Source organism: Frankia sp. AgPm24 (genome assembly GCF_023243055.1).
Lineage (GTDB): Bacteria > Actinomycetota > Actinomycetes > Frankiales > Frankiaceae > Frankia > Frankia umida.
The window spans coordinates 1-14,201 of sequence record NZ_JALKFW010000191.1 but is presented as its reverse complement, the minus strand read 5'-3'; the positions used below and the strand labels follow the sequence as shown (position 1 = coordinate 14,201).

Below are 14,201 nucleotides of genomic sequence, written 5' to 3'. Positions count from 1 at the left end.
GGACGCTCAGGTCGTCAGCGGGCCGAGAGTGGAGAATCCGCTGCTCGAGTCGTCGTCGAACGCGCCGGAGAACCCCAGGATCAGGACGATCGCCAGCGGCACGATGGCCAGCAGCAGCGAGATGACGCACCACATCCGCGCCTTGCTGGACGCGTTGCGGGCACCGTCGATGTCACCGGTCTGCCGGCGCGGATCGACCTTGGTCGCGTAGAGGATCGCGACCACGCCGGCTGGCAGACAGCACAGCAGCGTCACCACGATCGACTGCCACAGATAGTTCGGGACGGGCTGGCCGTAGGGCGGCGGCGGGCCGAACCCACCGGGCGCTCCGTAACCCTGCGGCGCCCCGTAACCCTGGGGCGCGCCATAGCCGCCCGGTGGCGGACCGTAGCCACCGGCGGGCTGCCCGTAGCCCTGCGCGTCCTGCCCCTGCTGGTAGCCGGGCTGGCCGTAACCGGGCTGGCCGTAGCCACCCTGCTCGTGGCCACCCTGGCCGTAACCGGGCTGGCCGTAACCGGAGTCGGGCTGAACGTAGCCGCCCTGGCCGTAGCCGCCCTGGCCGTAGCCGCCCTGCTCGTAACCGGGATTGGGTTGGCCCTGGCCGGGCTGGTTCCAGTCGGGCTGGCCCTGCCCCTGGTCGTAGCCGCCCTGCCCCGGCTGGTAGCCGCCCTGGGGATCCGTGCCCGACGGGTACTCGGGTGGCTGGGACATTCGGTGTGCTCCTGGCGTCTGGAAAAGTCGTGGGTGAGCGGACGACCCCAACCACGGCGACCGCTCGCTCGTGGGCACATGCGCGCGAGCACATTGTGGCACAACGGGACCTTGTTGACCTCCGTGTGCCGTCCCGCCGGTCGTGGCATCGGCGACCCTCGCGGCCGGCTGGCCGGCCACCTTCGCGAGGGCCCCCGGAGACCCCCGATTCGGCACTCAGACCGCGAATCTCACCCGAAGAACAAGGGATACACATCGCTCAGACGGTCAGCCTACGGACATCTAAGACATACTGCACTACCTGGGACGTCCCCAAAAATTTCGTCCGTGTAGTGTCCGGTCATACCTGACCAGATCGACCACTGGGGCACCGAGGGGGTACCCCGGCCGCACCCCACATCGACATCTCTGGCCGCTGCGCGACATGGAGGTCATCCGCTTCGCTCGCGAAGCCGGGACCCGGGGGGGTTCTGACGCCGACACGCCACGCACGGAGGGATACCGCGGTGAAGCACCGATCGGAGGGCACGTCCAGTCCGCCGAAGGCCCGCGCTGGCTCACGGCGTCGACGGCGGCACTCCCGCCATCCGGTCTGGCTCGCCTCGCTTGGCGTGCTGGCCATCCTGGCCGCGGCGATCGGCTGGAACCTCGCCCCCACGGGCGACAGCACTGACGGCGCGTCCACCATCGAGGCGGCGGCCGCGCACCCGAACCAGCATCGTGGTCGGCCTTCCGCCAGCCCGACCCCCTCGGCCAGCGCCACCGCGCGCGGCACCAGCTCGCCCGCCCCCAGCCCGGCCGCGGGCGGCACCGGCACCGGCCCCGGCAAGTCCGGGGTAACCGGCACCTCCGGTACCGCGTCGGGCTCGCGGGCGACCACGACCACCGCGCCGCGCACCACCACCCCCACGCAGGCACCCCCCGCACCCGTGGTGGCCCCGCCGGCCGTGTCCGGTGGCGGCGCCGTTCCCGGCGGGATGAGCGGGCTGGCCGCCGGCTCCCTGACACAGGTGAACGCGTGGGCGGCCTTCCGCGGCTCCCCGGTCACCGCCGTGGTCGCCTTCAGCGACCGGAACAGCTGGCAGACGATCACGAACCCGTGGCTGGGTTCGGGCCCGGAGAAGCTTTCGACCTTCGCCGGCACCTGGGTGATCTCGCAGCCGTTCTTCCCGAACGGGCAGGGTGACATGAGCTCCTGCGCGAACGGTGCCTACAGCAGCCAGTGGGCGAGCTTCGGCCGCTGGCTCGTCGCCAAGGGGCGACCCGCCAGCATCGTCCGCCTCGCCTGGGAGTTCAACGGCGACTGGTTCCCCTGGTCGGTGTCGAAGACGAACGCCACCACCTGGGTCAACTGCTTCCGGCAGGTCGTCAGCGCCATCCGCTCGACCGATCCGCAGGCCCGCATCGACTGGGCCCTGAACGCACACAGCGGTGGAGCCTGGTCGGTCTACCCGGGTGACGCCTACGTCGACATCATCGGTGTGGACACCTACGACCACTGGCCGGCGAGCACCAGCGACGCCACCTTCGCCGCCCAGTGCGCCGAGGCCACCGGCCTGTGCTCGGCGATCGCCTTCGCCCGCCAGCACGGCAAACAGTTCTCGGTGCCCGAATGGGGTCTGGTCGGCAAGTCCGACACCGGTGCCGGACGGGCGGGGAAGGCCGGTGGCGACAACCCCGTCTACATCCGCAACATGTACAACACGTTCAAGGCGAACAAGGACATCCTCGCCTACGAGGCGTACTTCAACGACTCCGCGCCGGGCAACGTCCACTCGTCCCTGCTGAACCCCAACGAGAACCCGAACGGCGCCGCCACCTACGCCTCCCTGTGGTAGTCGCCTGAAGGTCGGTCACAGACGTAGGGGGGTGCTCGGTGGGCCTCCCGAAAGCCAGCTGTCGAGCAGGCGCACCAGACCGGTCGGGTAGACCGTGTCGCCGGTCACGCGCAGTTCGGCCGCCGTCCACCAGGACCAGCCGAGAATCGACCGGCGCTCCGTCTCCGTCCACCGCGAGGCGTCCGGCTCCGGTCGATGCGGCACGCGGACGGCGTAGAACGTCTCGGCCTGGCGATAGTCCCGACCCAGGTAGGTGAAGGACGTCCGGCGGGTCGCGACCGGCTGGCCCGTGTCGGCCAACCGGTAGCCGACCTCCTCGAAGATCTCCCGGACCGCCGCCTGCTCCGGCGTCTCGCCCGGATCAAGCCCCCCGCCCGGCACATGCCACCAGGACGGCGCCGCGTCCAGGCTCGGATCATGGGAGCGGATCAGCAGCACCGCGTCCGTCGGATCGACCAGCAGCACACGCGCGGCCCGCCGGGACTTCGCCACCATGCTCCCAGCCTCGCAGCCCTCGCCCATCAGTGCCGGCGAATTGCGCCGAATGCCCGATGTCCGCCCGGCCACACGGCTCGCCGCCCGCGCCGCGGCGGGGGTCGGCGGGGGTCAGTTGGACGGCTCAGAGCCCGATGGGGGCGTGGCGCAGGTGGTCGATGTCGGCGGCGGTGCCGCGCAGGTCCACCTGGGCGATCCGGCCACGGCCGAACGCGAACAGGAGGATCTCCTCGGGGAGGCCGACTATCTCGACCACGGGATCGCCGCCGCGCAGTGTGAGCCGGCCAGGGCGGTCGGTGCGTTCGGCGACCACGCCGATGCCGGCCCGGCGGAAACCGACGAGTCCGGCCAGGCGCAGGGCGTTCCACATCATGCCGCGGCTGGCCACGTCGAGATCGCGGGGCTTCCAGGCGATGTCGATGTCCAGGCCGAACCCGAAGCCGAGGTGGGAGCCGACGCTGGAGCCGTCTGTGGATCCCGCGCTGGGATCGGTGCCCGGACCCGCGCCGGAACCCGAACCGGAGCCTGCACCGGAGCCCACGGCGGAACCGACGGCGGAGCGTGCGCCGGCGCCGATGGTGGAGCGTGCGGTCGGGACCGCGGTGGAACGGCGGATGTCCTCGGCGTGGATGAAGAACTCGACGAGGTTGGTGGCGTCGTCGAGCGGGCCGAAGCGGGTCGGATGCCAGCGGGGCGGGCCGGCGCGGAAGATCTCGATCAGGTCCGGATACGGATGGGCGCGCATGGTGGCGCGCTCGGCTCGTTCGGTGATGCCGTGCAGGCGGCCGATCACCAGGCCGGGAGCGGCCCACGGTGACCGCTCCCGGGTGACCAGATGGGCTGCCAGGTCGTGGTTCGTCCAGCCCGCACACAACGTGGGATGGGCCGGGCCGTACTCGCCGAGCAGATCGGCCAGGGCCTGGCGCTGCACGCGGGCGGGTCGTGGTCCGGTGGCCATGTTCGCACTGTAGGCGACCTCGGCCCGTCCGCGCGGCAACGTCGACTGCCAGCTACCGCATCGGGCAGAGGAAGGTCACTGGCCGGGGAGGCGGGCGACGGTGACGAAGAAGTCGTCGATATGGCGCACGACAGCGACGAAACGGTCGAAGTCGACCGGCTTGGTGATGTAGGCGTTGGCGTGCAGGTCGTAGCTGCTCAGCACGTCCTCCTCGGCCTCGGACGTGGTGAGCACGACGATCGGGATGCGTCGCAGGCGCTCGTCGGCCTTGACCTCGCGCAGGACGTCCCGTCCGTCGCGGCGGGGCAGGTTGAGGTCGAGCAGGATCAGGTCGGGCCGGGGGGCGCCGGCATACTCGCCCTCGCCCCGCAGGTAGGCGAGCGCCTCGACGCCGTCGCTGACGACGTTGAGGTGGTTGCGCAGTTTGTGGTCCGCGAACGCCTCACGGGTCATGAGGACGTCACCGGGGTCGTCCTCGACGAGCAGGACCTCGACAGGGATGAGCTGTTCACTCACGTTGTTCTCCGGACGGTCGGGCGGCCTTGGCGGCGCGGACGAGATCGACAGCGCCGGCAGACACAGGGCCGACGGATACAGCGGGAGATGCCGCCGCGGGAGCGGGAGCGGCGGCGGTGCGGCGCGGGAGGGAGAAGCGGAAGGTGGTACCGGGGCGGGCCTCGGTGTCGAGCCAGATCAGACCACCATGGAACTCGATGATCTTGCGGCAGAGGGCGAGACCGATACCGGTCCCGGCGAACACCTCCCGGCTGTGCAGACGCTGGAAGATGACGAAGATCTTCTCGGCGTACTCGGTCTCGATGCCGATGCCGTTGTCGGCACAGGAGAACTCGAAGGTGTCGGCGTGTTCGACCACACCGATGTGCACCCGCGGCGGATCCTCCCCGTGGAACTTCAGGGCGTTGCCGATCAGGTTGGTCAGCAGCTGGGTGAGCAGCATCGGGTCGCCGCGCACGATCGGCAGTTCGTCCGCGCTGACCTCGGCGTCGAGGCTTTCGATCGTCAGCGACAGGGTCGTGGTGGCACGGGTGAGCAGCTCCCCGAGGGGGATGTCGACGAAGCTCTCGGTGGTCCGTCCGACCCGGGAGAAGGCAAGCAGGTCGTTGATCAGCTGTTGCATCCGCTTGGCGCCGTCGACGGCGAAGGCGATGTACTGGACGCCGCGGTCGTCGAGCTTGTCGCCGTAGCGGCGTTCGAGCAGCTGGCAGAAGCTCGCGACCTTGCGCAGGGGCTCCTGCAGGTCGTGCGAGGCGACGTAGGCGAACTGCTCGAGGTCGCGGTTGGAGCGGCGCAGCACCTCGGCCTGCGCCTCGACCTCGCACCGGGCCGCCCGGGCGACACCGAGCTCACCGATGAGCTGCTGGCGCATCAGTTCGACGGCGGCCGCGAGCGTGACGATCTCCGGCGGACCGGTGGGTTCGACCACATGGTCGAGGCTGCCGGTGGCGACGGTGCGGGCGTCCCCACCGACCTGTTCGATCGGACGGGTGACCCAGACGCGCAGCGCCCAGTAGATCGCGGCGAACAGGGCCACCAGCGCCGCGGCACCGATCGACAGCGCCGTCACCAGGAAGTTCAGCGCGCTCCGGACATCCGAGCGGGCCTCGCTGGCGTGTTCGAGCAACACCGCGTTGAGCGCGTTGGCGCTGCCGCGGACCGCGTCGAACAGGACCTTGCCGGGGGCCAGCGGCACCTGACGGGCTGCCGAGACGCCCTGGGCGCGCACCGCGGCGATCGCCGGGTCGGCGTACGCGGTGTGCCAGGCGCGGATGCGCGCGTCCAACGCCGTGACACCGGCCAGCAGGTCGGGCCGGCCGGCCAGCACCCCACGCAGCTCGGCGAGATCACGGCGTTCCTCGGTCCGTCCGGCGTTGTAGGGAGAGAGGTAGTCCTCGGTGCCCTGCAGCAGGTAGCCGCGCAGGCCGGTCTCCTGGTCCACCACGCTGGCGACGAGCCGGTTGGACGCCAGCAACGCCGGCGCCATCACGTCGCTGCGGGTGTGGATGGCATCGGTGAGCCGCACCAGCGACGACGCGACCACACCCACCACGACCAGCAGCACCACCGCCGCGATCACATAGGTGACTCCCAGCCGCCGCCGCAGTCGCCACCTGCCCAGCCCGGACGAACCACCCCCGGTCGCACCATCCCCGGCCGGCGCGCCACCCGTCGGCGCGCCACCCGTCGGCGCGCCACCCGTCGGCGCGCCACCCGTCGGCGCGCTGGGTGCCGCGGCGGCGGGCATCAGTCGTCGCCCCGCATCAGCAGGAGCAGGGCGACGTCGTCGGTGAGCGGGCCGCCGTTGCGGGCCTCGATCCGGTCGATGAGACTGTCGAGCAGGTGGTCGGGGCCCTGAGGCGGCCACAGCTTCGCGAGCTCGGGGAGAACCCCCTCCCACCCCAGGGGTTCGCCACCGGGGCCGTCACGACCCTCCAGCAGGCCGTCGGTGGCCAGCAGCAGCGCCCAGCGCGGGCCGAGCTCGACCCGCACCTCCTGGGTCAGGTCCTCGTCGAGGATGCCGAGGGCGGGGCTGACGACATCACCGGGCAGGGCCGCGAGCCGCGGATACAGGATCGCCGGGGGCGGATGCCCGGCCAGGCGCATCCGGGCGTACTCACGATCCGCGGCGATGGAGAGCTCACAGACCGTCGCGAAAATCTCATCATGATCTCGTTCGCTGACCAGCACCCGCTGGAGATACCCCAACCGATCGGCCTCCCGCACACCGGCGAGCACAAGTGTTCGCCACGCGATACGCAGGCTCACCCCGAGGGCCGCCTCGTCCGGGCCGTGCCCGCAGACATCGCCGAGCAGGACGTGCAGGACACCGTCGGGCGTCGCCACCATGTCGTAGAAGTCCCCGCCGAGCAGCGACTGGCGCCGACCGGGGCGATAGCGGGTGTCGTGGCGCAGCCGCACGTCGTCGTAGAGGGGGCGCGGGAGCAGACCGCGTTCGAGCCGGGACCGCTCCGCGGCCTGCAACTCGGACTCACGCAGCGCCTGGGCGGCCGTGTCGGCCCTGGTCCGCTCGATCGCGTAACGCACCGCGCGGACCAGGTCGCGCCCGTCCACCTGGCCCTTGACCAGGTAGTCCTGCGCACCCGCGGCGACGGCCTGCTCGCCGCGGTACTCGTCGACCAGACCGGTGAGCACGACGACCGGCGCGCCGGACTCGACCTCGAGCAGCCGCCGCAACGCGGACAGGCCCTCGCTGTCGGGCAGGCCGAGATCCAACAGAATGCAGGCGGCGCCGGCGCTGCCGACCAGCGCCTCGGCGACGGTGCGCACCCGGGTGACGGAAACCGGGGCGGACACCTCCTCCAACAGCTCGGAGACGAGGAAGGCGTCCCCGTCATCATCCTCGACCAGCAGGATCGGCCAGATCACGTCCGCTGGCGTCGCGGGCGCCGGGGCGACGGCGCTCTCGGTTCCGGACACATCTCCTCGGCAGTGCACGACGTGCGGGCCATATCGGCCCAACCTGGACCCGAAGCATGGCATGTCGAGTGGCAGACGCGGGGAAGGGAACACCGAACGGGCTTGTCGTCGCGGTCATTACCCGACCAAGGTCAGTAACATTTCACCATACGGTCAGGGTCGCCACCCCCCGATCGACTATCCGCCACCCACCGATCGTGCCCGCTCACCGGCCGCGGCGGTGGCCCCGTCCGCGGGATCAGCCGTGGTGACGGTGAGGGTCTCGGCGGGCCACTCCGGGGCCGGTGCGGTCGGGCGGCCCAACAGGTACCAGCCCCAGAGACCCGCGGGCGCCGGAGCACGAACGGGGGCGCCGGCCACCTCACGGGCATCCATCACATCCAGCAGATGATCTATGGTGCCAAGCAGCCGGACGGTGGCGCTGCCGCCGAACGGGCCGCCGTGCCCGAGATGCGGATGCGGCCGGCTCGGGGCGTGGCGCATCGCGGCGGAGAACCGCTCCCGCAGGCGGGTGCGCTCGCTGTCGGACAGCGTCCGGTCGAGCTCATGCAGCAGCGCGTTCTCGGTCTGGGCATGCTCGGTGAGCAGGACCGCGAGGTCCCGGCGCAGGCTCGTGACGCTGGCCGCCGGGCGGTTGAGATCGCCCTGCACGTACTGCTCGATGCCGCGCATCACCGACGAGCTGCGCCGCGCCAACCGGCGCAGCTCCGTCACCCGCGCTCGCCCGCCGGGCACGTTGCGCGCGCACATCGGGTAGACGACGGCCTCCATCGCGCTCAGATGCGCGGAGATCGCCGCGACGGCGACGTCGTTGGCCCGCAGCACCTGCCGCGGGTCGCTGGGCGTGGCGTTCGCGCCCCCCGGATCGGCCGCGCCCCCCGGATCGACCTCGGGCGAGCCACCGGCCAGTTCGATCAGGTGGAAGGCATCCGCATGCGCCGAATCCACCAGGGTCGCCAACGCCTCAGCCATGATCACCTCGTCGAACGGACGAATGGAGTAACGGATCACTGTCAATACGTCGAACATACGCCCTGCTCACGATGACCGCATCCGGAAAATGTCTACACAAAGTAAGCGGGCATCGAAGAAAGCGTGTCGAACCCGGGGTGCATATGTGTACCCTGCGGAAGATTTCCACTACTGTGGCCGCCATGGCCGTCAGGAATGTCCCCCTGATCCAGAACCAGCCCACACCCGACCAGCCGATGCGAGAGCAGTCGCGGCTGGTCCGGGAGCAGGCCGTCTTCGCCGCCCGCTCACTCCTGACCGACGCCCGGCGGCGTTACCTCAACCATGCGCTGCCCCCGCTGGGCAGTCTGCTCGTGCGCCATCAGATCGCGGTGGCCGACACCGTCGAGTGGCCCTGGGCGCGCGTGTCCGGCTGGCCGCATCCGGCGCTGCTGCACGGGCGCAGCCTCAGCGACGGCGCGCACCCCTCGCTCACCCACGTCCGGATGGGCCTGCCGCTGCGCATCCACAGCGTCGACATCGTCGACTGGGCCATCATCGACGCCCGCGGCGAGATCACCGAAGGCGCGTGGACGCGCATGCTGCGCTCACCCGCCGAACCGCCACTCTGACGAGCGGGTAGCCGTCCGCGCGGGGAGTAGCCGTCCGCGCGGGCAGGAGGAGGAGCGGGCAGGAGGAGGAGGAGGAGAGGCGCCGCTGGCGGGTGGGGCTCAGTCGGCGAGGAAGTCGTCGAGATGGTCGATGTGGAGGGTCTCGTCCTCGACGACAAGGCCGCCGATGTCGGCGAAGCCCTCCGGGCCGGGCCCGGCCAGCACGATCGAGCCGATGCCGTGGCGGATCGTCAGCCGGCGCTCGAGCCGCGCGGCGAGCAGCATGGACGCCGACCCACACGCCTCGTCCTCGGCGACACCGTGGCGCTCCCCGAACGCACGCGCCCGCACGACGCCGGCCTGTTCGTCCAGCCAGGCCCAGACCTGCACGAGATCGTCCTGTTCGGGGCGTGGCAGTGTCAGCTGCTCGACCTCGGCGGGGCTGCCCACCTGGCGGTGCGTCCAGCCGGTGACACCGGTGAGCGCCGCCCGGGTCCACACCCGGCCCTGGTCCTGCCAGCTCACCGCGTCCCCACCGGCCAGGCGCAGGACCGCCGGATGCCCGCCCAGCAGCCGGGCGATCAGCCACGCGGCGCCGACAAGAGCGTCCCCCGCGGTCGGCACCTGCCGGTCAGGGGTGTGCACGGCGAGTTCCGCCTGCTCCAGGTCGTCGACGAAGACGGTAGCGGGCACACCGAGCCGCCGTGCGATCTGAGCCCGTTCCCGCTGGTCGGGCAGTAGTTTGGCGGCGTCGAGCACCACCGCGAGCAGGCTGCCCGCCGCGCCGGTCTCATCGGCGAACACCCGCAGCCTGCGTACCTCGATCTCGGTCACCCGTACCTCCGTGGCTGGCGCCGGGCCGCCCATGGGCCGCCACGGCAGTGTGCGCGTCACCTTCGCCATCACGCTCGCCATCCCACGGCGCACCCGCGCATCCACACGGAACGCCGAGGACGGATCCTCTTACCCGACCGGTACCCTGCCCGGCAGTCCCGGCCGCCTTGTCACGATGGCAACCGGTACGTCAGAACAGCCAACGGTACGCCGATGGCCTGGAAGGGGGCGACGAAGCGATGACACAAGGCGACGCCGCGGACAACAACGGTGTGGACATCTCCAGTACGGCGAACACCACCGGACAACCTCACTTCTCGACACCACACGGCGGCGGATCGGACGACTCCGACCGCTCCGACCGCTCCGACCCGGCCGGTGCGCTCGACCAGTCGGGGTCCCAGGGTGAGCATCCGGTGCTGGACGCGTTGGAGCACGCCTCGGCGAACGCCCACCGGCTGGCCGGCGCGCTCAGCCGACCGGCGGTCTCGCTGGTGCGGGTCGGCCGCAAGCGGCGCCAGGCCCGCGCGATCATCCGGCGGTCCACGCCGGACGGACGGGTGATGGCCTGCGGGGTCTACAGCCACGGCAAGCGGGTGACGATGGACGTCAACACCGCCGACGCGCTCCGGCTCGCACGCGACGAACGGGACGGGTTCGCCTGGCTGGGCCTGTTCGAACCGACCTACGAGCAGCTCGCCGAGGTCGCGCAGGAGTACGGACTGGACAAGCTCGCCGTCGAGGACGCCGTCACCGGCGGGCAGCGACCCAAGCTCGAGCAGTACGAGAACCACCTGTTCATGGTGCTCAAGACCACGACCTACGTCGCGCACACCGAGGTGACCGGCACCTCGGAGGTGGTCACCACCGGCGAGATCATGATCTTTCTGGGGGAGGACTTCGTCGTCACGGTGCGCCACGGGCGGCACGGTGAGATGTCGAAGCTGCGCCGCCAGCTTGAGGCCGCCCCGGAGATGCTGCGCCACGGCCCGACCGCCGTCCTGCACGCGATCTGCGACAGCATCGTCGATGACTACGTGGACACCGTCGAGAAGATCCAGGTGGATGTCGACCAGATCGAGGCCGGGGTGTTCCGCCGCGAACACACCCCGTCCACCGAGTCCGCCTACCAGATGAAGCGGGAGCTGCTCGAACTCAAGCACGCCGTCCAGCCGCTGGCCGGACCGCTGCGCAGCCTCATCCTGGACCGGCCACGAATGGTGGACGTCGCGATGCGCCGCTACTTCCGCGACGTCGCCGACCATCTCGAGCAGGTCAGCGAGCGGATCTCGCACTTTGACGAACTGCTCTCCTCGGTGCTCCAGGCCACACTTACCCAGCTGACCATCGCGCAGAACGAGGACATGCGGCGGATCAGCGCCTGGGTGGCGATCGCCGCCGTTCCGACCGCGCTCGCCGGAATCTACGGAATGAACTTCGAGCACATGCCCGAGCTGCGCCAGACCTGGGGTTATCCCGCGGTCCTGAGCGTGATGGTGGTCGCCTGTCTGCTGCTGTACCGGGCGTTCAAACGTAACGGCTGGCTTTAGCCGGCCCGAAAGTGACCTGCGTCATTGACGCCGGCCGGGAACCGGTGCCCCGCAGCGCATGCCCATACAAATAGCGCCCAAACCGCCAGTACGCCGCAAAACGCGCAGCCAGCCGGTGGTCCATGGTTCATTTTTACTATCAGTTGACAGTGCCGACGTATCCGTACGATGGGTTACATTCGGTCGTCGCCGTCGGCTACCGTAACCATCCGTGTCGGAGCGACCGGGCCTCGTCTCCGCGGCTCGGCACAGCCCCCGATCCCCCACCCCCCAGGGGAGCTCATGCCCTCGTCTGACCCCGCCCGGCGAGCGACCACCCCCATGCCCGACCGCGGTGATCTGATCGTCGAGCTGGTCGGCCGCCTGGAGGTCCTCGACGGCCTGTTGAGCCGGTTGGAGGAAGCCGAGCGTCAGGCCAAGGACGCCAGCGAGTTCCTCGCCCGCACGCGCGACTGGCAGGAGGAGACGGTCCGCACCATCCAGGAGGAGCGGGCCCGGATGCGTCAGCGCCAACGCGCCCTGGACGCGCTCGCCGACCGCGCCCGCGCCGCCGTCGCCTCCCTCGCCCACCAGCGTTCGTTGCCCGGCGAGGTCCAGCTGCTCGCCCTCGAACTCCAGATGCTCGACACCGCCGGCTTCCTCTCCCGCCGCGGCCGGACCCCCCGTTGACACCCCCTCGGATCTGCCTGATGGGCATGAACCACGGCCGGGGCGGCCCGCCGCGCGGCCCCGACTCCGCGGTTACCGGGTGCGACCGAGGCTGTGTCCACCTGTGGGTGTCCAATCGGGGCGACCCGGCTGCGGTCACCCGGTTCCACGACGTCACGGCATCGATCCGGGGGTTGGCGACCACCTCCCATCCAGGCGTTTTCGCGTGCTGGGACGGCCTGATCGGCTCGGCCGGGCGGCACTTGCGGTGACCCGGACACGGGCACTTCAGTGCACACTGCCTGTAGTTGGGAGGAGCTAGTGTTTACCCGCACCATCCGAGTGGACTAGTCTCACGCCGACGAAACGACAACACCGGGCCGAACGCCGAATCCTGCCCCCGGCCCCGGTGTCCCCTCCGAGTCGTCATCTGGGGCAGGAGCGGGGGACCCATCCTCCACACCGGCCAGCACCGAGCCACGGTGCCGGCCTAGGGGTGAAGTCCGCAGCGTGAAGGTCACGCCGCGGGCCGGGCAGCCCAGCCCGAACCCGACAGCTCACTTCGCAGGCGTACGGGAAGGAATACATCGTTGTCCGCACAAAGCGTGCAGCTCGACGAAGATTCACGCGTCGCGGGTCGCGGCCGTCACCGTGCCCCGTCCCCCACGCCGGTCACCCGTAGTCGGGGCCGGGCGCGTGCCTTCGCCGCGATGACCACCGGGACCGTCGCGGTCTCCGGAGTGGCCCTGGCTGGCTGTGCCACCGACGTCCACGCCGACCAGGCGCGCGACGAGTCGACGAACACCGCCCCGGTCACCCTCGCCGCGCAGATCGGCTCGCGAGCCGCCCTCGGCGGCAGCATCGCCGCCGCGGCGATCAGCTCCGACGGTTCCGTCGGCACCACCCTGACCACCACGACCGTCGACGCACCGCCCCTGGCGGGCAAGGTGCAGGTCGGCCTGCGGGTCACCAACCCGAACGTGACGGTCACCCCGAACGAGCCCGTGGACATCGGCTTCTCGCTGTTCAACGAGGCCACCCACGAGCCGCTGGCGAACCAGCTCGTCAAGGTGCAGGTCAAGCTGCCCACCGGCTGGGCGACCTTCAAGCACCTGTACACCAACGACCAGGGCTACACGTCGTACACGGCCCGGGTGCTCACCACGACGAACGTCACCGCGATCTTCGACGGGACGGACGCCCTCCAGTCGGCGCACTCGTCGAACGACGCCACCCTGCAGGTCGCGCAGCCCGCCCCGGCGGCGGCCTCGCGTGCCCGCGGCGCGATCATCGACAACGTCTCCGTCGACGTGGACGTCCCGCTCCCGGCGAACTCCATCGGTGAGAAGGCCGTCTACCTGGCCTCTCTGCAGGCCGGCAAGCCCTACGTCTACGGTGCCGACGGCCCGAGCTCGTTCGACTGCTCCGGGCTCGTCCAGTACGTCTACCGGCAGCTGGGCAAGACCCTGCCGCGCACGACGGACGCCCAGTTCGCCGCCACCACCCGGATCTCCATGTACAACAAGCAGCCCGGAGATCTGATCTTCCTGGGTACGCCCGGCAACATCTACCACGTCGGCATCTACGCCGGCAACGGCAAGATGTGGGTCGCCCCGCACACCGGCGACGTCGTGAAGCTCCAGTCGATCTACACCACGTCGTACTACGTGGGCCGGATCTGACGACACCTTCGCCACCGCTTCGTCCGAGCCGGGCCCAGCGGCCACCCTCCCGCACGTTCCGAGGGTAGCCAGCAGCCCTTCCTGGACCTCGCGGCGCCTGCCGTGGACACGACCTGACCTGGACGTCTGACGCCGCCCGCGGCCACCCCCCTCCGGCCGCGGTCAGCTAGCAGCCGTACACGTCCACGCGTCGGCACGTTTCGTACTTCTTGGACAGGTTCGGCACCATCCAGTGCCCTGGTCGGGCATGCTCCCCCGACCGGTCGTCCGGCAGCAGCACGCTGCCCTTACCGGGTCACCATCGTCGCCCTTACCGGGTCACCATCGTCGCCCTTACCGGGTCACCATCGTCGCTGACCCGGCCACACCCCAGTTGACCGGTCATCCCGCACCTGTCTGGCAGGAGCCGTCTGTTCCTTCCGGCCGGACGGACGTCAGATCTCCCCCCCCGGGGGGGGGTGGGCGGG

The 14,201-nt window shown here is 70.6% G+C and carries 13 protein-coding genes and 1 riboswitch; of the genes, 5 read left to right on the top strand and 8 right to left on the bottom strand.

The window, feature by feature from the left end; translation table 11 throughout:
* Window positions 1–6: 6 nt before the first annotated feature.
* Entirely contained in the window at window positions 7–711 is a 705-nt protein-coding gene (locus tag MXD61_RS15190) for a CD225/dispanin family protein (RefSeq protein ID WP_248813844.1), read from the bottom strand.
* A 506-nt stretch (window positions 712–1,217) separates the two neighbouring features.
* On the opposite strand from MXD61_RS15190, the gene MXD61_RS15185 reads away from it, so the two are divergent.
* Complete coding sequence (locus MXD61_RS15185) at window positions 1,218–2,549, top strand: glycosyl hydrolase (RefSeq protein WP_248813842.1); 1,332 nt, start codon at window positions 1,218–1,220, stop codon at window positions 2,547–2,549.
* 15 nt (window positions 2,550–2,564) lie between these two features.
* Here MXD61_RS15185 and MXD61_RS15180 read toward each other — a convergent pair whose 3' ends face one another.
* The 6 genes from MXD61_RS15180 to MXD61_RS15155 all read right to left on the bottom strand — a co-directional run bounded on the left by MXD61_RS15180 (window position 2,565) and on the right by MXD61_RS15155 (window position 8,487).
* Window positions 2,565–3,044 (bottom strand): NUDIX hydrolase, encoded by a 480-nt coding sequence (locus tag MXD61_RS15180; RefSeq protein WP_248813840.1) that lies wholly within the window; start codon window positions 3,042–3,044, stop codon window positions 2,565–2,567.
* 124 nt (window positions 3,045–3,168) lie between these two features.
* Window positions 3,169–4,002, bottom strand: coding sequence for a TIGR03085 family metal-binding protein (locus MXD61_RS15175; protein ID WP_248813837.1), 834 nt, complete (start codon window positions 4,000–4,002; stop codon window positions 3,169–3,171).
* A 75-nt stretch (window positions 4,003–4,077) separates the two neighbouring features.
* The gene (locus MXD61_RS15170; protein ID WP_248813835.1) at window positions 4,078–4,518 is read right to left on the bottom strand and encodes a response regulator; all 441 of its coding nucleotides are present in this window, start codon (window positions 4,516–4,518) and stop codon (window positions 4,078–4,080) included.
* The gene (locus MXD61_RS15165) at window positions 4,511–6,265 is read right to left on the bottom strand and encodes a CHASE3 domain-containing protein (protein WP_248813833.1); all 1,755 of its coding nucleotides are present in this window, start codon (window positions 6,263–6,265) and stop codon (window positions 4,511–4,513) included. The genes MXD61_RS15170 and MXD61_RS15165 overlap by 8 nt, the downstream gene beginning before the upstream one ends.
* Window positions 6,265–7,458, bottom strand: coding sequence for a PP2C family protein-serine/threonine phosphatase (locus MXD61_RS15160; protein ID WP_248813831.1), 1,194 nt, complete (start codon window positions 7,456–7,458; stop codon window positions 6,265–6,267). Before MXD61_RS15160 ends, MXD61_RS15165 begins: the two co-directional genes overlap by 1 nt.
* Before the next feature lie 177 nt (window positions 7,459–7,635).
* Complete coding sequence (locus MXD61_RS15155; protein WP_248813829.1) at window positions 7,636–8,487, bottom strand: hemerythrin domain-containing protein; 852 nt, start codon at window positions 8,485–8,487, stop codon at window positions 7,636–7,638.
* 125 nt (window positions 8,488–8,612) lie between these two features.
* On the opposite strand from MXD61_RS15155, the gene MXD61_RS15150 reads away from it, so the two are divergent.
* Complete coding sequence (locus tag MXD61_RS15150) at window positions 8,613–9,041, top strand: hypothetical protein (RefSeq protein ID WP_248813827.1); 429 nt, start codon at window positions 8,613–8,615, stop codon at window positions 9,039–9,041.
* 99 nt (window positions 9,042–9,140) lie between these two features.
* On the opposite strand, the gene MXD61_RS15145 is transcribed toward MXD61_RS15150, so the two are convergent.
* Window positions 9,141–9,923, bottom strand: coding sequence for a PhzF family phenazine biosynthesis protein (locus MXD61_RS15145; protein ID WP_248813825.1), 783 nt, complete (start codon window positions 9,921–9,923; stop codon window positions 9,141–9,143).
* Window positions 9,924–10,093: 170 nt separating this feature from the next.
* Between MXD61_RS15145 and corA the strand changes: the two genes are divergently transcribed.
* From corA to MXD61_RS15130, 3 genes are all read left to right on the top strand, one after another.
* Window positions 10,094–11,404, top strand: a complete 1,311-nt coding sequence (gene corA, locus MXD61_RS15140) for a magnesium/cobalt transporter CorA (RefSeq protein ID WP_248813822.1) — start codon at window positions 10,094–10,096, stop codon at window positions 11,402–11,404.
* A gap of 282 nt (window positions 11,405–11,686) precedes the next feature.
* Entirely contained in the window at window positions 11,687–12,073 is a 387-nt protein-coding gene (locus MXD61_RS15135) for a hypothetical protein (protein WP_163548335.1), read from the top strand.
* A 393-nt stretch (window positions 12,074–12,466) separates the two neighbouring features.
* A riboswitch (cyclic di-AMP (ydaO/yuaA leader) is annotated at window positions 12,467–12,637 on the top strand.
* 125 nt (window positions 12,638–12,762) lie between these two features.
* Window positions 12,763–13,734 carry a C40 family peptidase gene (locus MXD61_RS15130; protein WP_248813820.1) on the top strand — a complete coding sequence of 324 codons (972 nt, stop codon included), beginning with the start codon at window positions 12,763–12,765 and terminating at the stop codon, window positions 13,732–13,734.
* The last annotated feature ends 467 nt before the right edge of the window (window positions 13,735–14,201 follow it).